Raw genomic sequence first — 21901 nt, 5'->3', positions numbered from 1 at the left:
TTGGCATTGTTTCGGACCCTAGCCCTGTTGCTCCTGTTCCCGCTCATCCTGCAACTCGATGGCCTTTTGCCCTTTTGTCTTGATCTCACTCACAATCACCGCCACCACAATCAACGCCGCCCCCAGCATGGCAATCGGCGGGAACCGCTCGCCGGCGATCCGCCCGACTACCCCGGCCCACACCGGCTCACCGGCGTAGATCAACGTGGCCCGTGTCGGCGAAACGCTTTGCTGCGCCCAATTCATGGCGACCTGGATCACCGCACTGGTCAGGCCCAGGCCCACGGCGCTGAAGAGCAGCAGCCAGGAGAACCCCGGCAGCGCCTCGCCCATCGGCACCACCATCAAAAACGACAGCAGCGACGCCGTCGCCAGTTGCACCACCGTCACCCGGCGTACGTCCACTTGCCCGGCGAACGCACTGATCAGGATGATTTCCGCCGCTATCGCCACGGCACCGATCAGGGTGGCGATTTCCCCGGGGCTGAAATTCAACGAAGCCCCGGCGGGGCCGGTCAACAACATCAACCCGGCAAACGCCAGCATGATGCCGATGCTCGGCATCAACCCCGGGCGACGGCCCAGCACCAGCCATTGCAGCAGCGGCACAAACGGCACATACAGTGCAGTGATGAACGCCGACTGGCTGCTCAGGATCGTCTGCAGGCCAATGGTCTGCAGACCGTAGCCGAACATGATCGCCACGCCGATGAACACGCCCGCCTTCAGCTCGAACAACGTCAGGTCGCGCAGGGTACGCAAGGAAAAGAACCCGACCACAATCGCCGCCGCCGCAAAGCGCAGGCCCACGAAAAACATCGGCCCGCTGACGGTCATGGCATGCTGCACCAGCAAAAACGTGCCGCCCCAGATCATGGTGATAAACACCAGGATGCATTCGGCTTTGCTGAAGCGGTTGAAACGCGAAGGGGAGGTCGGGGCAGTCATGGCGGCTCTGGTCTTGCATGGGAAAGGCACGGACCGCACAATGCGCCGCACGCTGGGCAGTATACTGCGCACACCCACCCAATGAGCAATATAGTGCACAAAGAAAATCCACAACGGGCCTCGGTCCTGCAGCACGTCAGCCAGAACGTTCGTCGCCTGCGCCATGCCGCCGACCTGAGCCAGACTGCGCTCTCGGAAAAGTCCGGGGTCAGCCGGCGCATGCTCGTTGCCATCGAGGCCGGGGAAAAGAATGTCAGCCTGTCCACCCTCGATCGCGTGGCCGAAGCATTGGATGTGGCGTTCAGCGACCTGATCCAGGCGCCGGATGTGCGCGATCACAGCCGCATCAACGAACTGGCCTGGGCGGGGGAAATCGATGGCAGCAAGGCGGTGTTGCTGGCCAAGGCCACGGCGCGGCGTGAGGTCGAGTTGTGGGAGTGGCGCCTTGAACCGGGCGATCGTTATTGCCCGGACCCCGACCTGGAGGGATGGAGCGAGCAACTGTTCGTCTTCGAGGGCAGCCTGACATTGGTGGTCGGCGATCAGGAAAACACCATCGGCGCCGGCGAATTCTTCATGTTCGCCAGCCACCAGCCCCATGCCTATCGCAATGACGGCCAGGTCGCCGTGCGCTTTGTGCGCAATGTGGTGATCTAACTGTTTGCCAGCCAACAGTGGATGCACACTTTGCTGGTTTGAAACTGCGGTTGCGCGCCTGTTTGCGCAGCAAACCGCTGATTTTATTGACGATTAAATTCAGGCACGACTCCTGCAAACACTCCAGTATCCCCTCGGAGCCTGGAGTCGGCCCATGTCTGCCCACCCTCAACAACCTGCCCATATCATCCGCTCGGACGCGGAGGCCATCGAGGTCGCCAAGCGCCTGGCCGAACGCTTTGCCGTCGACGCCAGCGCGCGCGACCGCGAGCGTCGCCTGCCGGTTGCCGAACTGGACGAGTTTTCCGCCAGCGGCCTGTGGGGCATCACCGTTCCCAAGGCCTATGGCGGCGCCGGGGTGTCCTATGTGACGGTGGCCGAGGTGATCAAGTTGATCTCCGCCGCCGACCCGTCATTGGGGCAAATCCCGCAGAACCACCTGGGCGTGGTGGACATCCTGCTGCAAACCGCCACCGAGGAACAAAAGCGCCACTACTTTGGCAAAGTCCTGGCGGGTTATCGCTTTGGTAACGCCTTCTCCGAGGCCAAGAGCAAAAACGCCGGCACCTTCGACACGCAGATTCGCTTCCACGGCGACACCGCGCAAATCAACGGCGAGAAGTTCTACTGCACCGGCGCGTTGTTCGCCCATATCGTGCCCACCGTGGGTAATAACGAAAAGGGCCAGGCGTTCATCGGCCTCGTCGAGCGCGATGCGCCAGGCCTGACCGTGATCGACAACTGGGATGGCTTCGGCCAGCGCACCACCGCCAGCGGCGGCGTGACCCTCGACGGCGTGAGCGTGCCCTTGAGCGCGGTGATTCCCGCCCACCTGGCGTTTGACCAGCCCACGGCCGATGGGCCGATTTCGCAAATCATCCAGGCCGCGGTCGACACCGGTATTGCCGTCGGCGCCCTGGAGCAGGCAAAAATCTTCGCGCGCCAGGCCCGTCCGTGGATCGACAGCCAGCAGGATCACGGTTGGCAGGACCCGTTCACCATCGCCGCCATCGGCGACCTGGAGTGGCGTGTGCACGGCACCGAAGCGATCCTCGCCAAGGCCGGCCTGGCCGTCGACCGGGCCCTCGCCGAACCGAATGAGGACACCGTCGCCCAGGCTTCACTGGTGGTCGCCCAGGCCAAGGTCCTGTCGGCCGAAACCGCCTTGCTCGCCAGCAGCAAACTCTTCGAACTGGCCGGCACCCGCTCGGTCACCGCCAAGCACAACCTCGACCGCTTCTGGCGCAACGCGCGGACCCACACCCTGCACGACCCGGCCCGCTGGAAATATCACCTGATCGGCAATTTCGTGCTCAACGGCGTCAAGCCTGCGCGCCACGCCTGGAACTGAGGACCTGACCCATGACCGCACTGACCCTCGCACGCCAACTGCTGGACAGCACCCGTCGCCACGTCGAAAAAAGCGACGACCCCTACGTGATCAGCCGCTTCGGCGATTGGCAGATTCGCGTGGATGTAGCGGCCGCCTTGCTGGAACGCGCCGAAACCGACCCAAGCCCGGTCGCCGCCACCGAAGCGCAGATCGCCGCCGCCGAAGCCTTGCTCTTTGCCAGCAACACCGAATTCGAACTGACCGGCCAACGCACCGCGCTGCCACCGACCCTGGATGATCCGTTGCGCTGGAAATACCAGGTCGTCGGCAACTACCACCTCAACGGAGTGCTGTGATGTCCCGTGAAATCCGCTTGAACGCCTTCGACATGAACTGTGTCGGCCACCAATCGCCGGGCCTGTGGGCGCATCCGCGCGATCGTTCGTGGCAGTACAAGGATCTTGAATACTGGACCGACCTGGCGAAGATCCTTGAGCGCGGCAAGTTCGACGGCCTGTTTATCGCCGACGTGCTGGGCATCTACGACGTGTACAACGGCAATGGCGACGCGGCGATTCGCCAGGCGACCCAGGTGCCGGTCAACGATCCGTTGTCGCTGATCGCACCCATGGCGCTGGTCACCGAGCACCTGGGTTTTGGCCTCACCGCGTCGCTGTCGTTCGAACACCCGTATCCGTTTGCACGCAGGCTGTCGACCCTCGACCACCTGACCAAGGGCCGCATCGGCTGGAACATCGTTACCTCCTACCTGGAAAGCGGCGCCAAGAACCTTGGCCAGAAAGCCCAGACCGAACACGACGCCCGCTACGACTATGCCGAGGAATACCTGGAGGTCTGCTACAAGCTCTGGGAAGGCAGTTGGGAAGAGGGCGCGGTATTGCGCGACCGCGAACGTCGGATCTTCAGCGACCCGAGCAAGATCCACGAGATCCGCCACGTCGGCAAACACTTCCAGGTGCCCGGCATCCACCTGTGCGAACCGTCGCCGCAGCGCACCCCGGTGCTGTACCAGGCCGGTGCCTCCAGCCGTGGCAAGCAGTTCGCCGCCGAGCAGGCCGAATGCGTGTTCGTTGCCGCGCCGTCCAAGGTGCTGCTGAAAAAGACCGTCGCCGACATCCGCCGCCGTGCGGCCGAGGCCGGGCGCGACCCGAAGAAAATCCTGATTTTCAACTTGCAGACCGTGATCGTCGACGAGACCGACGCCAAGGCCAAGGCCAAATTCGACGAATACAAATCCTACGCCAGTTATGAAGGCGCGATGGCGCTGATCTCTGGTTGGACGGGCATCGATTTCAGCCAGTTCAAGCCGAATGAACCGCTCAAGCACGTGCACACCAATGCGATTCAATCGGCGGTGGAAGCTTTCTCCACGGCGGATCCGAACAAGGTCTGGACGCCCAACGAACTGGCCGATTGGGTCGGTATCGGCGGCTTTGGCCCGCTGTTCATCGGCGGCCCGGAAACCGTGGCGGACCTGTTGCAGGAGTGGGTCGAAGAGACCGACGTCGACGGCTTCAACCTCGCCTATGCGCTGACCCACGAAACCTTTGTCGACGCCGTCGAATGGCTGGTGCCGGAGTTGCAGAAGCGCGGCGTGTACAAGACCGAATACGCTCAGGGCACATTGCGCGAGAAGTTGTTCGGCGACGGTGCAAGGTTGGGCGCGAACCACCCGGGCGCGGGCTATCGCAATTTATCTGGGATACAAAAAACCAATGTGGGAGGGGCGGTGCGACGATTCGACTTGCCCCCGATAGCGGTGGCTCAGTCAAAGGTGTTCTAACTGATCCACCGCCATCGGGAGCAAGTCGAATCGTCGCACCGTCCCTCCCACAGTTGTCCTGTGTCGATCCAAATAATCCAGCCAGCGGACCACCGCACGCACACCCCCCAATAGGAGCAACCCCCTATGAGCGTGCACGAACCAACGGCCCTCCTGGAACACCTGCGCCACTGGGCACAACTCACACCGTTGCACATCGCCCTGCGCCACAAGCGCCAGGGTCAGTGGTACGCCTGGCGCTGGATCGACACCTTGCGCGATGTCGAACGCCTGGCCGATGGTTTGCGCCAGCAAGGTTTCAATCAACAGTCACGCTTGGTGCTCAGCGGCGCCTTTGAGCCGAACCTGCTGTTGCTGGCGTTGGCGGCCCAGTCCGTCGGCGCACAGGTGCTGACGCTGGCCGATAACCTCGAGCCGCAGGCCTTGGAGCAACAGCTGTGGCGTATTCATCCCAGCCACGCCTACGTTCAAGGTCGCCAGCGCGATTGGACCTTCACCCAGCGGTTGGATTTCGCCCAACTGCTCGGCCCCGTGGACCCGGCGCAACACCTGCAGCGCTGGTGGCAGCCCGCCGGCGAAACCGCGTTGTGGAGCGAGGAGGGCACCCACTGGCAAGGCGGCCTGGCGGTGGTGCTGGAGCAGTGGCTGAGCAGCGGCCACGGCCTGGCGTTTCCGGAAAGCCCGGCCTCGGCGCGGCGTGATCGCAGCGAAGTCGCGCCCACCGGCCTGCTGCTGTCGCCCGCCCGTTTGCTGCATCTGGCCGACGAGATCGAAAGCCGCCTGCCACCCCACGGCACCTGGCGTCGACGCCTGTGCGACTGGGCCATTGCCCACCCGCACAGCGGCCTGCGCCGCCTGCTGAAAAACCGCGTGCGCACACTGTTGGGCTTCCAGCGCCTGGCCTATATCTGGCAGCCCCTCAAATCCAATGCCGAGCCGACGTGGCTTGCCGAATTCAAACGGGAACGTGCATGAGCCAAGCCATCCTCCAGGTGCGGGACATCTCGCTGTCGTTCAAAGGCGTCAAGGCGATCAATGGGTTGTCGTTCGAGGTGGCGCGCGGGGAAATCTGTGCGTTGATCGGGCCCAACGGTGCCGGCAAAAGTTCATTGCTCAACGTCCTCAACGGCGTGTATCGCTTCGATGCCGGCGAGATCGTGTTCGAGGCGCAGCACTTCCAGCGTATCGACCCGCTGGGCGCCGCGCGTCGAGGCATTGGCCGTACCTTCCAGAACAACGCCCTGTTCAAGAAAATGAGCGTGCTCGACAACATCCTCACCGGCCTGTCGCGGCATATGCGCACCAGCTTTATCGAACAGGCCCTCGGCTTGCCCCGCGCACGCCATGAAGCCGAAGCCTTCCGTCTGCGCGCCCAGGGCATCCTCGAGTTCCTGGAGCTGCAAGCCTACCGCGATGTGCTGGTGGGCAACCTGTCCTATGGCCTGCAAAAGCGTGTGGAGCTGGGCCGTGCATTGATCGCCGGGCCCAGCCTGTTGCTGCTGGACGAACCCATGGCCGGCATGAACGCCGAGGAAAAACAGGAAATGGCACGCTTTGTCGCCGACGTGAACCGCGACATCGGCACCACCGTGGTGTTGATCGAACACGACATGGGCGTGGTCATGGGGCTGTCCGACCATGTGGTGGTGCTCGACTACGGGCGCAAGGTCGGCGACGGCACCCCTGCCGAGGTGCAGGCCAATCCCGAGGTGATCGCGGCCTACCTGGGAGTGACGCACTGATGACGTTCTTCTTCGAAACCCTGCTCGGCGGCCTGCTCGCCGGCACCATGTATTCCCTGGTCGCGATTGGCTTCGTGCTGATCTACAAGGCCAGCGGCGTGTTCAATTTTGCCCAGGGCTCGATGCTGCTGTTTGCCGCGCTGACCTTCGTCAGCCTGCACGACCAGGGTGTGCCGTTTGCCCTGGCGTTGTTGTTGACGGTGATCGTGATGATCGTCGGCGCCTTGCTCATCGAGCGCCTGGTGCTGCGGCCGCTGGTGAACCGCTCGCAGATCACGCTGTTCATGGCGACGCTGGGCCTGTCGTTCATTATCGAAGGCCTGGCCCAGGGCGTGATGGGCTCGCAGGTGCGCGCCCTGGACCTGGGCATCGACGATGTACCGCTGTTCGTCGGGCCGCTGATGCTCAGCCAGTTCGACCTGATCGCCGCGGCCGTGGCCGTGGTGCTGGTGACGGTGCTGGCGCTGCTGTTCAACAAGACCCGCATCGGTGTGTCGCTGCGCGCGGTGGCGGATGACACCACGGCGGCGCTGTCCATCGGCATCAACCTCAACCGCATCTGGCAGATCGTCTGGGCGGTAGCCGGCATCGTCGGGCTGGTGGCGGGGTTGTTGTGGGGGGCGCGCCAGGGCGTGCAGTTTTCGCTGTCGCTGGTGGTGCTCAAGGCCTTGCCGGTGTTGATCATCGGCGGCTTCACCTCGATTGGCGGGGCGATTGTCGGCGGGCTGATTGTCGGTGCGGCGGAGAACCTCGCCGAGGTGTATATCGGCCCGCTGATCGGTGGCGGCATCACGCCGTGGTTCGCCTATGTCCTGGCGTTGTCCTTCCTGTATATCCGTCCCGCCGGCCTGTTCGGCGAGCGCGCCATCGAGCGAGTCTGAAAGCATGTCGATCCCTGTTGCTGAACACACCGCCCCCTTGCTGCTGGTCCAGCGGCGCGTGCCCTGGAGCCTGCTCGGCCTGCTGGCGCTGGCGTTTATCGTGGTGCCGCTGTGGGGCAATGACTATTGGCTCAACGCGATCCTGATCCCGTTCCTGGTGCTGTCACTGGCCGGGCTGGGCCTGAATTTACTCACCGGCTATACCGGGCAAACCTCGGTCGGTGCCGCCGGGTTCATGGCCGTCGGTGCCTTCGCCACCTATGGGTTTTTACTGCGCCTGCCGGAGTTGGGCCTGCCGGTGGCATTGCTCGGCGGCGGGATCATCAGCGCGTTGGTCGGTCTGCTGTTTGGCTTGCCCAGCTCGCGGATCAAAGGCTTCTACCTGATGGTCACCACCTTGGCCGCACAGTTTTTCCTGGAGTGGCTGTTCGTCAAATTCCCCTGGTTCTACAACTACGGCTCGTCCGGGACCATTTCGGCGCCGAAGCTGGCGTTGTTCGGCCATGACCTCAACACGCCGCTGGGCCGCTACTGGCTGACCCTGGTCACGGTGCTGTTGTTGACCTGGGCCGCGGTCAACCTGGTGCGCAGCCAGGTGGGTCGCAACTGGATGGCGATCCGCGACATGGACACCGCCGCCGCCGTGGTCGGCATCCCGGTGGTGCGCTACAAGCGCCTGGCGTTTGCGGTCAGTTCGTTCTACCTCGGCATCGCCGGCGCGTTGTGGGCGTTTGCCTACCTGGGCACGGCCAGCGCCAGCAGCTTCGACATCAACCGCTCATTCCAGATCCTGTTCATCATCATTATCGGCGGCATGGGCAGCATTGCCGGCAACTTCGTCGGCGCGGCATTCATCAGTTTGCTGCCGATCTTCCTCAGCCATGCCGGGCAGGCGTTGTTCGGTGGCTCGGTGGATGCCGGGCAGTTGCAGAACCTGCAGAAAATCATTTTTGGCGTGTTGATCATCGTGTTCCTGATCAAGGAACCCGAGGGCTTGATTCGCCTGTTGTACAACCTCCATGACCGGCTGCGTCAGTGGCCTCTACGTTTCTGACCGATAAGAGAATCCCTATGCGTGCATCCTTGAAACGCTCCCTGGCCGGCGCCGCCTTCGCGCTGGCAGCCCTGGCCGGTGCCGTGCCCCAGGCGGTAGCCTCGGCCGCCCAGCAGTTCTTTCCCCTGGCCACCTACCGGGTGGGTGCCTACGCGTCCAGCGGCGTGCAGGTGTGGGCCGGGATGATCGACTACCTGCGCTATATCAACGAGGTCGAAGGCGGCATCAATGGCGTGAAACTGGTGTGGCAGGAATGCGAGACCGAGTGGACGGCGGAGAAGGGCATTGAGTGCTACGAGCGCTTCAAGAACGGCCTGGATGGCGCGCCGGTCGCGGTGTACCAACCCAACGGCGCACCGGCGGCCTATGCGCTCAGCGAAAGGGCAGAGGTGGACAAGATCCCGCTGATCACCCTCGGCTACGGTCGCACCGAAGCCACCGACGGCACGGTGTTCCCGTACAACTTCCCGGTGATGCTGACGTTCTACAGCGAGGCGTCGACCCTGGTGAACTACATCGCCCAGCGCGAAGGCGGCTTCGACAAACTCAAGGGCAAGAAGATCGCCACGGTCTACCACGACTCGGCCTACGGTCGTGAAACCCTTGGCCCGCTGAAATTGCTGGCGGAAAAATACGGTTTTGAAAACATCCAGATTCCGGTGGCCGACCCGGGCAATGAGCAGTCCGCGCAATGGCGCCAGGTACGCCAGGCCAACCCGGATTGGGTGTTCCTGCGCACCTGGGGCGTGTCCACCCCGGTGGCGGTGAAAACCGCCGCCCGCTTCGGCTTCCCGGTGGACCATATCATCGGCGACATCTGGGCCAGCTCCAGCGAAGACGTATTGCCCGCAGGCGCCGCCGCCAAGGGCTACCTGGCGCTCACGCCTTACCCGGCAGGTGCGGATTTCGAGATCCACAAGCGCCTCAAGCAATACATCCTCGACAAGGGCCACAGCGACCTCAAGGACCTGAAGAATTTCGGCAGCGTCTACTACAACTCCGGCCTGGTGAACGCCGCCGTGGCCGTGGAAGCGATCCGCACCGGCCAGGCCAGGTTCGGCAAGCGTCCGCTCAATGGCGAAGAAGGCCGCTGGGGCCTGGAACACCTGAATATCGATGACGCGCGCTTGAAGGACATGGGCTACCTGGGCTTGATGCAGAACCTCAAGCTGTCGTGCCGCGACCACGAAGGCGGCGGCTCGGCGCGCGTGCAGCAATGGGACGGCGCCCACTGGACGCTGATCAGCGACTGGATCGCCGCCGACCGCGCCCTGTTGCGCCCGCTGATCGATGAAAAATCCGCGGCGTTCGCCAAGGAAAAAGGCCTGACGCCACGCACCTGCACCGGGGATGAATAAACCATGAGCCAGCTCGCCAGCGCAGCCACGCGCCCGTCGTTGTTGACGGTCAACGATATTGAAGTGATCTACGACGGCGCGATCCTCGCCGTGGCCGGGGTGTCGCTGAGCGTGCCCGAGGGCGCCATCGTCGCCTTGCTGGGGGCCAATGGCGCCGGCAAGAGCACCACCCTCAAGGCGATCTCCGGGCTGGTGCGTGCCGAGCGCGCCGAAGTCAGCCGGGGCGTGATCGAATACGCGGGCGTCGACCTGGCCGGCGTCGACCCCAGCCAGCGCGTGCGCCAGGGCATGGTGCATGTGCTGGAAGGCCGCCATGTCTTCGGCCAGCTCAGCGTCGAAGACAACCTGCGCAGCGGCGGCTTTGTCCGGCGCCTGAGCCGCAAGGCCATGGAGCAGGATCTGGAGCGCATCTACGCCTGGTTCCCGCGGCTCAAGACCAAGCGCCACACCCGCGCCGGCCTGACGTCCGGCGGCGAGCAGCAAATGGTCGCCATCGGCCGCGCGTTGATGACCCGTCCTACTTTGGTACTGCTCGACGAGCCGTCCATGGGTTTGGCGCCTATGATCGTGCAGGAGATCTTCGAGATCATCGCGCAGCTCAACCGCGAGCAGCAGGTGAGCTTCCTGATCGCCGAGCAGAACATCAACGTCGCGCTCAACTATGCGTCCCAGGGCTACGTGCTGGATACTGGGCGCGTGGCCTTGAGTGGCAGCGCTGCCGAGCTGTTGGCACGGGGCGATTTGCACGATATTTATCTGGGTAAACAGTAAAGGCGAATGTGCATGACTGAATCCCTCCGCAACGCTGATGTGCTGATCATCGGCGGCGGCCTGAGCGGCACGATGCTGGCGGTGCAACTGCTGCGCCGGCCTGGGCAGCGCCGGATCCTGGTGATCGAACCGCGCGCCGAACTCGGCCGAGGCGAGGCCTACAGCGCCGTCGAACTGGGCCATACCTTGAACGGCAATGCGGCGCGCATGAGCGTCGACCCGGACAATGCCGATGACCTGACCCAATGGCTCACCGCCTACATCGGTGCTGGCGGTTGGCCCGAGTCGGACCAGCAGCACGTGCCCATCAGCGAGCTGTTCCCGCCACGCGGGATTTTTGGCCTGTATGCGCAGCAACGGCTGGCTGAAGCCAAGGCGTTGTCGGCGTCCACCGTCGAGCATATCCGCGCCGAAGTCGTCGACCTGCAGGTCGGCGACGATTCAGTGTTGCTGACCCTCTACAACGGCCAGCAACTGCGCGGCGCCCAGGCGGTGTTGGCCACCGGCATGTTCCCGGCGGCGCGCACACCGCAGACCCAGTCCAGTGGCTTGAACGCCGCCGCCGTGGACCCCTGGGACGTGCAGGCCATGACCCGGATCGACCCGCAGGCGCCGGTGCTGATCATCGGCTCCGGGTTGACCATGGTCGACGCCGTGGTGTCCCTGGAACAGGCCGGGCATCGTGGGCCCATCGAGGTGTTTTCACGCCACGGCTTGTTGCCCCATGTGCGCCGGCAGCCGCCGGGCTGGGACGATTTCCTCGCCGCCGACCACGCCTTGCGCAGCCCTCGGCAACTGCTGCGCGAAGTGCGTCGTCAATGCCGCCTCGCACTGGCGCAGGGTATCGATTGGCAGGCGCCACTGGACACCGTGCGCGCCCATATCGGCCGGCTGTGGAGCCAGGCCAGCGAAGGCCAGAAACGTCAGTTCGTGCGGCATGTACGGCCCTGGTGGGAAAGCCATCACCACCGCTCGCCGCCGTTGAGTGCACAGTTGGTGGCCCGGCTGCATGAGCAAGGGCGGTTGCGCATTCGCGCGGCGTCGTTCAAGGGGCTGGAGCCTTCGGGCGAGGGCGTGACGATTCGCTTGCGTTACCGTGGCGAACAGGTGGTCAGCCTGGTATCGGGAGCGGCGCTGATCAACTCCAGCGGCATCGAATACGACTGGCGCCGCGTGGCCCGGCCGTTGCCGCAGCAGTTGCTCAAGCGCGAGCTGATCAGGCCGGGGCCGCTGGCGCTGGGGATTGCTGCGGATACGTGCGGCGCCGTGCTGGATGCCCAGGGCCGGGTCAGCACGCGATTGTTCGCCATGGGCCCGCCGTTGCGCGGGATGTGGTGGGAGAGCACGGCTGTGACGGATGTGGCGCTTCAGGCCAAGGCCTTGGCATTGAAGTTGGCGCATTTCTAAATGTGGGAGGGGGCAAGCCCCAATGCCGGTCAGTTAAGGGACAGAACGGGCAACCCGTCACCTGTGGGAGGGGGGCTTGCCCCCGATAGCGGTGTGTCAGACACAGGTTTTTAACTGATCCACCGCCATCGGGAGCCCCCCTCCCACAGGGGATCTCCATTTATCTTGAGGTCTTTACGAAGCCGGGTTTTAGGCCGAACACTTCCACCCCCTGCGGCGTCGATTGCCCGGTGCTCACCTTCACCCGCTCCACCGGCTTATCCATCGCTTCTCGATACTCCACCGTCCTGTCCGCCTGGATCGCTTCGCTCGGAATCACCATCGCCTGCGCATTGTTGTAAGTGACGATGGTCAACCGCGCACTCATTCCCAGGCGCACCCGCTGCAACTGTTGCGGGGTCAGCCTGGGGATCGACAACGTCACCGGAAACTGCGCGCTGCCCTGGCTGTCGCTGGCAATCGCCAGGCCGCTGACCACGCTCACCGAGCCGCTCAACCGTTCCCCGTCAAACCCATCGCCCAGCACTTCCACCGCCTGGCCCTGATGCAGCTGGTTGATGTCCAGCTCAGACACCTTGGCGACGATCTTCAGCCGTTCGATATTGGCCAGGCCGAACAGCACCTGGCCCTGGCTGACCTTGCTGCCGGCCTGAATCGGCGCGTTGGTGTTGCCGCCGCCTTGGGGCGCATTGTTACCGGGGGCGGGCACCACGATGCCGGAGAACGGCGCCTTCACCTCCTTGCCTGCGAGCAGGGTGCGCAAGGCCTCGTATTTCACCGTGGCGTTGGTCAGTTCCATGTCGGCGATCTGGCGGTATTCGCCCTTGCCCTGGTCGAGGGCCTGTTGCAGTTCGCTGCGGGCAGAGGCGAGGTCCAGTTGCTGTTGCTGGGCCTGTTGCTTGAGGTCGTCCAGCTCATTGCGCGGGATGATGCCGCGCTTGAACAGGTTTTCGCTTTCGGTGAGTTTGCGTTGGGTATTGCCGGCGGTCATTTCGGCAGTGCGCAGGCTGCGGCGCGCACGGCTGACGGTGGGGCCGCTGTCCCAGTCCTGCAGCTCCTGCACGGCGCGGCGGGCCTTGAGCTGGGCGGAGAGGGCGTCGCGCAACTGCACTTCAAGGGTGGCCGGGTCCATGCGCAGCAGGACCTGGCCAGCCTCGACCCGCTGGCCTTGCTCCACCAGATTGGCCTGCACGTTGCCGTCGAACGGCGCCGTGAGGGTGAGGGTGGTGTCGGGTTCGATCTTGCCCACCAGGCCGATCTGGTGCACCAGCGGGTCGGGCTTGACGGCCAGCCATTGTTCGGTGGCGCCGGCCGGGCCTTCTGCGGGGCTGCGCAGGGCCAGCCACGCGCCGGCCAGCAGCAGGATCAACGCGACGCCCAGCAGGCGTTTTCGATTAGTAGTCATTGAGGGCGATTTCCCAACTTTCCAGCGTCATGCCCAGGGTCAGGTCGAGCTGGGTCTGGGCGTTCAAATAAGCGATCAGGGCGTTGAGCTGCGCGTTTTCGGCATTGCGCAGGTCGGTCTCGAAGCTCAGCACCTGGAAGTTGGTGGAGCGTCCGGCGCTGAGTTTCTCGCGTTCGATCTCGATCTTGCGCCGCGACAACTCCACCGCGCGCTGGGAGATTTCATACTGGCGCCAGCGGGTGCCGAGGTCGCGTACCACGTCGTTGACGTTGCGTTCCAGTTCCTGGCGGGCGTCGGTGATGCGGATCTCCTGGTCCTCCACATTGACCCGCGCGCGCACTTCGGCCTGGCGCGTGCTGATGTCGCCGATGGGGATCTGCACCTGCACCCCGGCGTAGCTGTCCCAGGTGCGGTTGTTGGTGCTGCCGCCGTCGTTATTGTAGGCGTCGCGTATCTGGTTTGCGCCGGCCACCAGGTCCACCTGCCAGCGCCCGGAGTCCTTGGCGATCACCAGGTTGAGGTCGGCCTGCTGGCTGCCGAGTAGGGCGGCGAGGTATTCCGGTTGCTGGGTCTGCGCCAGGTTGAAGGCCTGGCGTTTGTCGATCTGCATGGGTTTGGCCTCCAGGGCTTCGGTGGCGCGAATCGGCGTCGACAGGTCCAGGGCCAGCAGGCGCAGCAAGGCCAGGCGGTTGGTGTCGAGCTGGTTCTGCGCTTCTTCGACGCCCAGTTGCTGGGTGGCGATGTCGGCTTCGGTCTGCACGATCTCGAATTCGGCCATGCGCCCGGCGCTGATCAATGCTTTGTTCACCTCCAGCAAGGTGCCGGAGCGCTTGAGGGCGTCCTGCACGATGCTCAGTTGCTCCTGGGCCCGCAGCAGTTCGCGGTAGGTGGCGATGATCTGGCTGATGGTCTGTGCCACGGTCGCCTTGAGGTTCAGGCGGTTGGCCTGCTCCGACAGGCGTGACAGGCGCAGCGGTGCGGTGGTGGCGTCCCAGCCGGCGCCGCGCATCAACGGCTGGATGATCGCCAGGTCGAGACCGTCGCTGCGGTAGCGCCCGGCGCGGTCGGCGTTGTTCAGCTGCTGGGTCCAGGCCATGCTCAGGCGGGTGCCGTATTCACTGAGCAAGCTGGTGGCCGGCGCCACGTTGGCATTGCGCGCACTGTCCTGGGAGCCACGGGTGCTGCGGTAATAGCTGTTAAGGGTGAGCTTGGGGTTGAACACGTCTTCGGCGACGCGCAGGTCGAACTTCTGCGCCACCCGTTGCAGGTAGGCGCTGCGGATCGCCGGGTTGTTGCGCAGGCCCAGGTACACGGCGTCACCCAGGGTCATGGTGGTGACCTGGGCATTCAAGGACACGCCCCGGTCGTAACCGCTGCGGGTGCTGCTGGGGGCCGACGGTTTGATGGCCACCTCGGCGGCCATGCCGTGCAGGCTGATCAACACGAGCAACCCGAGCCATTTACTCATCGCGCAAGGCCTCCACCGGCTGCAACCGCGAGGCCGACACCGCCGGGTAGATGCCAAAGAACAAGCCCACCAGCAACGTACTGCCCACCCCCAGGGGCAGGGCGGCGACGGCCAGGTCGAATAGCCAGCCCGACAGCCAGGCATAGAGCCAGGCGGCGGTCATGCCAAGTACCGCACCGCACAGCGCACCGACGGCGGTGAGGGTGACGGCTTCGAGCAGGAACAGGTTGCGGATGTCGCGCTGGCGAGCGCCCAGGGCCATGCGGATGCCGATTTCGCGGCGGCGCTCCGACACGTTCATCAGCATCACGTTCATCACCCCCACGCCACCGCCCACCAGGGAGATGGCGCCGAGGGCCAGCAGCAGGTAGGCGAAGGTGCGGCTTTGCCGGGTCATGCCGTCGATCATTTGCTGGGGCACCTGGATGTCGACCGTGTGGTCGGTGAGCTGGGCCTGCAAGGCGCTGGCGGCTTCCGTGGCAATGTGTTCCATGTCCTGGCCGGGCGCGGCGCGGATAATCACATTGCCGATCTGCGGCATGGCATGGATGCGGCGCATGCCTTCGGCGGGAATGAACAACGACTCGTTGGCCTGTACCGGCATCAGCATTGCCCTGGGCTGGTTCTGCAGAATGCCCACCACCAGGAACAGGTAGTCGTTGATGCGCACGCGGTCGCCCAGTTGCAGCGGATCGCCCGGCGCTCCGAGGGCCTGGGCCAGCTGGTCACCGATCACGCCATAGGTTTCGTTGGCGTCGAAGCTCGACAGGAAGCGCCCCTGCCGTACCACCAGGCGCATCGCCGCCTGGATGTCCGGTGTGCTGCCGACGAGGTTGGCGTTGGTGGTGCGGCCATGGAACACGATGGGCCCGCTGAACAAGGTCAGCGCGCCGATATGGGCAATGCCCGGCACGGCCTGGCGCACGGCATCCAGGTCGAGCCTCGCGGGCGTGGGGACCGTGCTGTTGCCCTTGGGCGGGAACTGGGCGACCAGGGTGTCGGTGCCCATGTCCTTGAAAATCATCGCGGCATCCACTGCCGCGTTATGGCCGATATTGATCAGCGCCACCACCGACGAACTGCCGATGACGATGCCCAGCAGGGCCAGCACCGAGCGCTTGCCCAGGGTGCGCAGGCTGACGAAGGCTTCATGCAGCAGTTGGCTGAAGCTCTGTTCGACCCGCAGGCTCATAGGCGCCCGGCCTCGTGCACTACGCCGTTGCGCACCAGGATCTTGCGCTCCAGGCGTTCGGCGATATGCGGGTCGTGGGTGACGATGATCAGCGTGACCTGTTGCTCGCGGTTCAATGCCAGCAGCAGGTCCATGATGTCCTGGGCGGTGGTGCTGTCGAGGTTGCCGGTGGGTTCGTCGGCCAGGATCACCGACGGCTTGCCCACCAATGCACGGGCAATCGCCACACGTTGGCGCTGGCCGCCGGAGAGGTCGGCGGGGCGATGGTGGGCGCGCTCGGCCAGCCCGACCTGTTCGAGCATGCGCAGGGCCTGCGCCACCGATTCATGCCGCGACACACCGCGATAGCTCAGGGGCAGGGCGACGTTGTCCAGGGCGCTGAGGCGCGGCAGCAGGTTGAAGCTCTGGAACACAAAACCGATCTGCTGGTTGCGGATCGCCGCCAGTTCGTCCGGGGATGCACTGAAAATATCGTGGCCGGCAAAGTGGTACTGGCCGCAATTGGGCAGGTCCAGCAGGCCGAGGATATTGAGCAGGGTGCTTTTGCCGGAGCCCGAGGCGCCGAGGATGCCGCAGCTATCACCGCGTTCGATGGACAGGCACACCTCATTGAGAATGGTCAGTTCCTGCCCGGCGAGCTGATAGCGCTTGCCGATGCCTTGCAGGGAAATCAAGCCTGGGTGCGCGGGGGTATCTGTCATCGTGACTACGCCTGCAGTCTCGACGCTGCCGTCATGCGCCCGTTGTAAATCTTTGTAACAAGTTCGGGAGCTATCTGGTTCGCGTCACGGACTGGTTTTATTTCTTGTTTTTAAAATATTGTTTGAATACTAACCGCGTTCCCGGTGCTTCGCCAGCCGTGGATGTAGAGCGGTTTTACACTTTGAAAAGATTTCCCTCGCCGGTACGGGGGTCTACCGAAAGGTCCCTGGCTTACCTGAGAATCCCCATGGGCAAAGGCTTTGGATAGTATGGCGGTGTGTCACTACTTGCTTTCGACCGGCCGCACCGGTATAAAAAATCAAATTATTTTTTAAAACAATATTTCCGCCGTGGAACCCTTATGGTCGCGAAGAAACTCAGCGCTCCAAACGTTACCAAGACTCGATTGCTGGATGCGACAGAGGCTCTCTTCATCAAATACGGCTATGACGCCGTGCTGCTGCGGCAGATTACCGAGCGCGCCCAGGTGAACCTGGCTGCGGTGAACTACCACTTCGGGGACAAGGACTCCCTGATGAAGACCCTGCTGATGCAACGCCTGGAACCGCTCAACGAGCAGCGCCTGGAATTGCTGGCGCGCTGTGAGGCTGAATCCGACGGCCCCCTCGACTGCGACACCTTGCTCGGCGTGCTCTTCGCCCCGGCCATGGGCCTGGAACGCAGCGACCCGGCGAGCGGAGAAGGGCGTTCGTTCATCCGTTTCCTCGGGCGGGTGTACAGCGACACCTCGCCGTTTATCCAGGAATACCTCAAGGTGCATTACCAGCCGGTGTTCCAGCGCTTCTTCGAAGCCTTTGCCCTGGCCTTGCCGGACTTGCCGCGCAATGAGCTGGGGGTGCGCCTGCAATTTGCCCTCAAGGCGATTTCCGGGGTCATGGCCGGTACCGAACTGCGCCTGCTGATGAACTCCATGAGCCTGGGCCGCCCGGCGACGGATGCCGAGGTGATGGCCAAGCTGATCACCCTGGTCTCGGCGGCGATTCGTGTGCCGCAGCAAAGCCCGGAAGCCGAACACGCGCTGGCCAAGGTGCTGGATACCCAGCGCGCCATTCGTGAACAGGCGACAGCGCCGGCCGCCAAGGCCTCGCGCTGAGAAATCCCAGGCAAAAAAAAGCCCGCTGGGGCGGCGGGCTTGATGTGCAACGTTTGTAACGGATGAGGCTTCACCCTACGTCCCGGGATGTGAATAAAACGTGAAAAATATGTAAGAGAAAGTGTGAAAGTGTTGATGTGAGTAAACCGGTCAACGGGCCACCTTTCTAGATCTTCCAGCGCCCGGCGCTTTTAGCCAGGCGTTGGCGCATCGCGTCCACATTCGCCGCCAGTTGCACGGTCAACAATCGATACCCATCCAGCGCACTGTAAACCGGCGCATCCAGGCTGGGCTCGCCGCCGCTGACAGGGCTGGGCCGCTCCAGCCGCTCCGTGACCCCGGACTTCAATGCCCGCGCCATCCCCACCAACTGCACACGAATCTGCCGATGCTCGGCTTTCAACATCACTTGCATGCGCGCCATCGCCTGTTCGTCCCGCGGGTCCGGGCGGGTGTTGCCGAGAATCTCCAGGGTGCTGATGCACATGCGCAGGTGGCGTTGGATCGCGTCCAGCTCGGTCATGGAGATGCGCACCTCCTTGGACACCGACGGCATCAGCGAGCGCAATTGCAGCATCGCCGCATTCAGGCGGTTGAGCAGCTTCAGGTGTTCATCGTCGGTGACCGACTGGCCATTGATGATCCGGCTGTAGATCTGGGCGCAATCACGCAAGGCGCTGGCCAGGTTGTAGCGCCAGGAATACACGGCATACAGCGGCAGGGCGAAGGAAAACGCCAACGCCAAGGCAATGCCGATCAGGATATCCACGGTGCGCCACAGCCCGTCCGACAACGGGTTGTCACCGTGCCCCGCGACGATAAACACCGTGATCGCGGACAACAGCGCCGTGTACCCGCCCTTGCCGATGGCGTGATAGGAAAAGAACCCGCACACCACCGACATCAGCAGGTAGGTGAGCAGCGGCTGGCCGACATACGCCTCCTGCACCACCAGCAGCAAACCGACGCTGGCGCCGATCAGCGTGCCATAGGCGCGCTCAACGGCCTTCTTGCCGATATTGCCGTGGTGTTGCAAACCGCCGATCACCACCAGCATGGTCACCGATGCCCATTCACCATGGGGCAGGTTGATGCCGGTGGTCAGCAGGATCGTCGCCAGCAAACCGATGGACACGCGCACGGCGTGGATCAGCTTGGCGTGACGATAGCGGCGGTAGGGGTCGAGCAAGGGGCGCAGCAGGCGCCGGGCGAAGAGTGGCAGGTTCATCGGTAATTAAAGTGGCCTCGGTTTTGGATATGTACACAATCCAAATGTGGGAGGGGGGCGGTCCCCTCCCACATTGAGATCGGCATTGTGCTTAGAAGATATAGTCGGTGGTCAGGAAGCTTGAGTCACGGTTACGCAGGATGTCGCTGACCAGCGCCTTGTTGCTGTCCTGGAACTTGGTCGCCACCAGGGTGCGGATCGAAAACACGCGCAGCGCGTCATGTACCGACAGCGTGCCTTCGGCCGAGTTCTTGCGCCCGTTGAACGGGAAAGTGTCCGGGCCGCGCTGGCATTGGGCGTTGATATTGATGCGGCCGACCTGGTTGGCGAAGGTGTCCACCATGCGTCCGACTTCCACGGCGTTGGTGCCGAAAATACTCAATTGCTGGCCGAAGTCCGAGTCGAGTACGTACTCGATCACCGTCTCCAGATCGCGGTAGGGCACGATGGGCACCACCGGGCCGAATTGTTCCTCGTGGTACACGCGCATCTGCGGGTTCACCGGGTACAGCAGCGCCGGGTAGAAGAACGAACCACGGCTGACGCCGCCATTGGCATTCACCACCTGGGCACCGTGTTGTTGCGCATCGGCCACCAGCTCGTTGAGGTAATCGACTTTGCCGACTTCCGGCAGCGGCGTCAGTGAAACCCCGTCTTCCCAGGGCATGCCGGGCTTGAGGGTTTCCAGTTTGCGGTTGAATTTCTCGATGAAGCTGTCGACCACGTCTTCATGCACAAACAGGATTTTCAGCGCGGTGCAACGCTGGCCATTGAAGGACAGCGAGCCGGTGACGGCCTCGCTGACGGCGTTGTCCAGGTCCACCTCGGGCAACACGATGCCGGGGTTTTTCGCATCCAGGCCCAGGGCCGCACGCAGGCGGTGCGGCTTGGGGTGCAGCTTTTTCAAGTCACTGGCGGCCTTGTTGGTGCCGATAAAGGCAAAGATGTCGATCTTGCCGCTGGCCATCAACGCACTGACGGTTTCGCGGCCGCTGCCGTAGATCACGTTGATCACCCCGGCCGGGAAGCTGTCGCGGAAGGCTTCCAGCAACGGACGGATCAGCAGCACACCGAGTTTGGCCGGCTTGAACACCACGGTATTGCCCATGATCAGCGCCGGGATCAGCGTGGTAAACGTCTCGTTGAGCGGGTAGTTGTAGGGCCCCATGCACAGCGCCACGCCCAGGGGCACGCGGCGGATCTGCCCGAGGGTGTCCTGTTCCAGCTCGAAGCGGCTGCTGCGACGGTCGAGTTCCTTGAGGGCATTGATGGTGTCGGTGATGTAGTCGCAGGTGCGGTCGAATTCTTTCTGCGAGTCCTTGAGGTTCTTGCCGATCTCCCACATCAGCAGGGTGACCACTGCGTCGCGCTGTTCGCGCATACGTCGCAAAAACGCCTCGACGTGCTGGATACGCTCCACCACGCGCATCGTAGGCCATTCACCCTGGCCGCGGTCATAAGCGCGCACGGCGGCATCGAGGGCGGTGAGGGCGGTGTCGGCGTCCAGCAACGGCGTGCTGCCGATCACCACGCGGCGGTCGCCCAATTGCACCGGGCTCTGCACCTGGGCCAAGGGGCCGTTCCACACCTGCAACTGGCCATCCACCAGGTAGTCACGCTGTTCGATGGGCGCCGCCAGGCGGTATTGCTCGGGAATATCGGCGACGCTGGTGGGAAACAGCTGGGCGAGCAGGTTGCTGGTGGTCATGGCACTACCCCTGAAATAGTTGCAAAACATGACTAGAGAGTCACCCAACACAGGGCTCTATGGCAAGGCTTGTGCGCGTTGCACTGCACACCGGGGCGTGTCGCCTGCTCTTCGAGATAGTAGACTGCGCGCCTTTCTTGAAGGAGTTCACATGAGTCAGTACCAGCCGGGCATTCTTGCCGCACCGGTGCCTTTGCAGGCACGCCATCTGTTTTTTGCCGTGGACACCCTGGCAGCCGTGCCCGCTGCGCTGGACGCGCTGGTGCAGTTGACCGATTCGGCGGCAGTGGTCGGATTTGGCGAGCCGCTGGTCAACGCGCTGGGTGCAACAGTTGATGGTTTGCGCAGCTTTCCTGCCGTGAGCGCACCGGGCGCACACAACCCGTCTACCCAGCAGGCACTGTGGGTGTGGCTGCATGGCGTCGATCGCGGCGAGTTGCTGCTGCGCAGTCGCGCTTTCGAGAAGGCCCTGGCCCCGGCGTTTCGCCTGGTGCAGTCGATCGAAGGCTTCCGCTACAAGACCGGCTTCGACCTCACCGACTACGAAGACGGCACCGAAAACCCCCACGACGACGCTGCCGTTGAAGCCGCCCTGACCGACAGCGGTGCCAGCTTCGCCGCGATCCAGCAATGGCAGCACGACCTCGATGGCTTCGCCGCGTTGCCCGCCCAGGAGCGCGACCACATCATCGGCCGCCGCCATGGCGACAACGAAGAGCTGGAAGACGCCCCAGAATCCGCCCACACCAAACGTACCGCCCAGGAAAGCTTCAGCCCGGAAGCCTTCGTGGTGCGCCGCTCCATGCCCTGGGCCGAAAATGGCCAGGCCGGGTTGATGTTCCTCGCATTCGGCCATTCCTTCGATGCGTTCGAAGCCCAACTGCGCCGCATGAGCGGGTTGGAGGACGGGATTGTCGATGGCCTGTATCGCATCAGCACGCCGTTGACCGGTGGTTACTACTGGTGCCCGCCGGTCAAGGACGGACGCCTGGACCTGAGTGCAATCTTTCAAGGACCGCGTATCTAACGCTGTCCGGACTTGGGTGGCGAAGCGGTTTTTGCGTACGACTGCGGAACCACCCTGGCGTGGGTCGCCACAGAGACAACAGTCTGCTTTGCATATCCGTTT

20 protein-coding genes are annotated in these 21901 nt (G+C 63.6%); 13 read left to right on the top strand and 7 right to left on the bottom strand.

Annotated elements, in window-relative coordinates; genetic code table 11:
• Positions 1-18: 18 nt before the first annotated feature.
• Complete coding sequence (locus BM416_RS17060) at positions 19-948, bottom strand: DMT family transporter (RefSeq protein ID WP_092488827.1); 930 nt, start codon at positions 946-948, stop codon at positions 19-21.
• A gap of 93 nt (positions 949-1041) precedes the next feature.
• On the opposite strand from BM416_RS17060, the gene BM416_RS17055 reads away from it, so the two are divergent.
• The 11 genes from BM416_RS17055 (at position 1042) to BM416_RS17005 (ending at position 11955) form a co-directional block, all read left to right on the top strand.
• Positions 1042-1605, top strand: coding sequence for a helix-turn-helix domain-containing protein (locus BM416_RS17055; protein ID WP_092488826.1), 564 nt, complete (start codon positions 1042-1044; stop codon positions 1603-1605).
• A 154-nt stretch (positions 1606-1759) separates the two neighbouring features.
• Positions 1760-2956: an SfnB family sulfur acquisition oxidoreductase gene (locus BM416_RS17050; protein WP_092357640.1), complete on the top strand. Its 1197-nt coding sequence runs from the start codon at positions 1760-1762 to the stop codon at positions 2954-2956.
• 11 nt (positions 2957-2967) lie between these two features.
• Positions 2968-3294 (top strand): acyl-CoA dehydrogenase, encoded by a 327-nt coding sequence (locus BM416_RS17045; protein WP_092488825.1) that lies wholly within the window; start codon positions 2968-2970, stop codon positions 3292-3294.
• The gene (locus tag BM416_RS17040) at positions 3294-4742 is read left to right on the top strand and encodes an LLM class flavin-dependent oxidoreductase (protein WP_092488824.1); all 1449 of its coding nucleotides are present in this window, start codon (positions 3294-3296) and stop codon (positions 4740-4742) included. The genes BM416_RS17045 and BM416_RS17040 overlap by 1 nt, the downstream gene beginning before the upstream one ends.
• Before the next feature lie 126 nt (positions 4743-4868).
• Positions 4869-5717 carry an AMP-binding protein gene (locus BM416_RS17035; RefSeq protein WP_092488823.1) on the top strand — a complete coding sequence of 283 codons (849 nt, stop codon included), beginning with the start codon at positions 4869-4871 and terminating at the stop codon, positions 5715-5717.
• Positions 5714-6484 carry an ABC transporter ATP-binding protein gene (locus tag BM416_RS17030; protein ID WP_092488822.1) on the top strand — a complete coding sequence of 257 codons (771 nt, stop codon included), beginning with the start codon at positions 5714-5716 and terminating at the stop codon, positions 6482-6484. The genes BM416_RS17035 and BM416_RS17030 overlap by 4 nt, the downstream gene beginning before the upstream one ends.
• Positions 6484-7365, top strand: a complete 882-nt coding sequence (locus BM416_RS17025) for a branched-chain amino acid ABC transporter permease (protein ID WP_027606301.1) — start codon at positions 6484-6486, stop codon at positions 7363-7365. Before BM416_RS17030 ends, BM416_RS17025 begins: the two co-directional genes overlap by 1 nt.
• Before the next feature lie 4 nt (positions 7366-7369).
• Entirely contained in the window at positions 7370-8419 is a 1050-nt protein-coding gene (locus BM416_RS17020; protein ID WP_092488821.1) for a branched-chain amino acid ABC transporter permease, read from the top strand.
• Positions 8420-8436: 17 nt separating this feature from the next.
• The gene (locus BM416_RS17015) at positions 8437-9777 is read left to right on the top strand and encodes an ABC transporter substrate-binding protein (RefSeq protein WP_092488820.1); all 1341 of its coding nucleotides are present in this window, start codon (positions 8437-8439) and stop codon (positions 9775-9777) included.
• Positions 9778-9780: 3 nt separating this feature from the next.
• Positions 9781-10548 carry an ABC transporter ATP-binding protein gene (locus BM416_RS17010; RefSeq protein ID WP_092488819.1) on the top strand — a complete coding sequence of 256 codons (768 nt, stop codon included), beginning with the start codon at positions 9781-9783 and terminating at the stop codon, positions 10546-10548.
• 12 nt (positions 10549-10560) lie between these two features.
• Positions 10561-11955, top strand: a complete 1395-nt coding sequence (locus BM416_RS17005; protein WP_092488818.1) for an FAD/NAD(P)-binding protein — start codon at positions 10561-10563, stop codon at positions 11953-11955.
• Between the two features lie 160 nt (positions 11956-12115).
• Here BM416_RS17005 and BM416_RS17000 read toward each other — a convergent pair whose 3' ends face one another.
• The 4 genes from BM416_RS17000 to BM416_RS16985 are packed head-to-tail and all read right to left on the bottom strand — an operon-like array spanning position 12116 to position 16721.
• A complete protein-coding gene (locus tag BM416_RS17000; protein WP_092488817.1) occupies positions 12116-13360 on the bottom strand; it encodes an efflux RND transporter periplasmic adaptor subunit in 1245 nt (414 codons plus the stop codon).
• Positions 13350-14828 carry a TolC family protein gene (locus BM416_RS16995; RefSeq protein ID WP_092488816.1) on the bottom strand — a complete coding sequence of 493 codons (1479 nt, stop codon included), beginning with the start codon at positions 14826-14828 and terminating at the stop codon, positions 13350-13352. The genes BM416_RS17000 and BM416_RS16995 overlap by 11 nt, the downstream gene beginning before the upstream one ends.
• Entirely contained in the window at positions 14821-16020 is a 1200-nt protein-coding gene (locus BM416_RS16990; protein ID WP_092488815.1) for an ABC transporter permease, read from the bottom strand. Before BM416_RS16990 ends, BM416_RS16995 begins: the two co-directional genes overlap by 8 nt.
• Positions 16017-16721 (bottom strand): ABC transporter ATP-binding protein, encoded by a 705-nt coding sequence (locus tag BM416_RS16985; protein WP_065940083.1) that lies wholly within the window; start codon positions 16719-16721, stop codon positions 16017-16019. The genes BM416_RS16990 and BM416_RS16985 overlap by 4 nt, the downstream gene beginning before the upstream one ends.
• 362 nt (positions 16722-17083) lie before the next feature.
• On the opposite strand from BM416_RS16985, the gene BM416_RS16980 reads away from it, so the two are divergent.
• Entirely contained in the window at positions 17084-17836 is a 753-nt protein-coding gene (locus BM416_RS16980; protein ID WP_065927052.1) for a TetR/AcrR family transcriptional regulator, read from the top strand.
• A 166-nt stretch (positions 17837-18002) separates the two neighbouring features.
• Here BM416_RS16980 and BM416_RS16975 read toward each other — a convergent pair whose 3' ends face one another.
• Both BM416_RS16975 and BM416_RS16970 read right to left on the bottom strand, forming a co-directional pair.
• Positions 18003-19064: an FUSC family protein gene (locus BM416_RS16975; protein ID WP_065927053.1), complete on the bottom strand. Its 1062-nt coding sequence runs from the start codon at positions 19062-19064 to the stop codon at positions 18003-18005.
• 91 nt (positions 19065-19155) lie between these two features.
• Entirely contained in the window at positions 19156-20772 is a 1617-nt protein-coding gene (locus BM416_RS16970) for an NADP-dependent glyceraldehyde-3-phosphate dehydrogenase (protein ID WP_092488814.1), read from the bottom strand.
• Positions 20773-20923: 151 nt separating this feature from the next.
• Here BM416_RS16970 and BM416_RS16965 point away from each other — a divergent pair, with 151 nt between their 5' ends.
• A complete protein-coding gene (locus BM416_RS16965; protein WP_092488813.1) occupies positions 20924-21799 on the top strand; it encodes a Dyp-type peroxidase in 876 nt (291 codons plus the stop codon).
• Positions 21800-21901 lie beyond the last annotated feature (102 nt).

The sequence above is a fragment of the Pseudomonas sp. NFACC42-2 genome, from assembly GCF_900116055.1.
Taxonomy (GTDB): domain Bacteria; phylum Pseudomonadota; class Gammaproteobacteria; order Pseudomonadales; family Pseudomonadaceae; genus Aquipseudomonas; species Aquipseudomonas marginalis.
The sequence above is the reverse complement of the archived record's forward strand: the minus strand, read 5'-3'. Positions and strand labels throughout refer to the sequence as shown.

Coding starts and splice junctions, on each gene's coding strand:
- BM416_RS17060 (WP_092488827.1), bottom strand. CDS start 948: ATGACTGCCCCGACCTCCCCTTCGCGTTTCAACCGCTTCAGCAAAGCC.
- BM416_RS17050 (WP_092357640.1), top strand. CDS start 1,760: ATGTCTGCCCACCCTCAACAACCTGCCCATATCATCCGCTCGGACGCG.
- BM416_RS17045 (WP_092488825.1), top strand. CDS start 2,968: ATGACCGCACTGACCCTCGCACGCCAACTGCTGGACAGCACCCGTCGC.
- BM416_RS17040 (WP_092488824.1), top strand. CDS start 3,294: ATGTCCCGTGAAATCCGCTTGAACGCCTTCGACATGAACTGTGTCGGC.
- BM416_RS17035 (WP_092488823.1), top strand. CDS start 4,869: ATGAGCGTGCACGAACCAACGGCCCTCCTGGAACACCTGCGCCACTGG.
- BM416_RS17030 (WP_092488822.1), top strand. CDS start 5,714: ATGAGCCAAGCCATCCTCCAGGTGCGGGACATCTCGCTGTCGTTCAAA.
- BM416_RS17025 (WP_027606301.1), top strand. CDS start 6,484: ATGACGTTCTTCTTCGAAACCCTGCTCGGCGGCCTGCTCGCCGGCACC.
- BM416_RS17020 (WP_092488821.1), top strand. CDS start 7,370: ATGTCGATCCCTGTTGCTGAACACACCGCCCCCTTGCTGCTGGTCCAG.
- BM416_RS17015 (WP_092488820.1), top strand. CDS start 8,437: ATGCGTGCATCCTTGAAACGCTCCCTGGCCGGCGCCGCCTTCGCGCTG.
- BM416_RS17010 (WP_092488819.1), top strand. CDS start 9,781: ATGAGCCAGCTCGCCAGCGCAGCCACGCGCCCGTCGTTGTTGACGGTC.
- BM416_RS17005 (WP_092488818.1), top strand. CDS start 10,561: ATGACTGAATCCCTCCGCAACGCTGATGTGCTGATCATCGGCGGCGGC.
- BM416_RS17000 (WP_092488817.1), bottom strand. CDS start 13,360: ATGACTACTAATCGAAAACGCCTGCTGGGCGTCGCGTTGATCCTGCTG.
- BM416_RS16995 (WP_092488816.1), bottom strand. CDS start 14,828: ATGAGTAAATGGCTCGGGTTGCTCGTGTTGATCAGCCTGCACGGCATG.
- BM416_RS16990 (WP_092488815.1), bottom strand. CDS start 16,020: ATGAGCCTGCGGGTCGAACAGAGCTTCAGCCAACTGCTGCATGAAGCC.
- BM416_RS16985 (WP_065940083.1), bottom strand. CDS start 16,721: ATGACAGATACCCCCGCGCACCCAGGCTTGATTTCCCTGCAAGGCATC.
- BM416_RS16980 (WP_065927052.1), top strand. CDS start 17,084: ATGGTCGCGAAGAAACTCAGCGCTCCAAACGTTACCAAGACTCGATTG.
- BM416_RS16975 (WP_065927053.1), bottom strand. CDS start 19,064: ATGAACCTGCCACTCTTCGCCCGGCGCCTGCTGCGCCCCTTGCTCGAC.
- BM416_RS16970 (WP_092488814.1), bottom strand. CDS start 20,772: ATGACCACCAGCAACCTGCTCGCCCAGCTGTTTCCCACCAGCGTCGCC.
- BM416_RS16965 (WP_092488813.1), top strand. CDS start 20,924: ATGAGTCAGTACCAGCCGGGCATTCTTGCCGCACCGGTGCCTTTGCAG.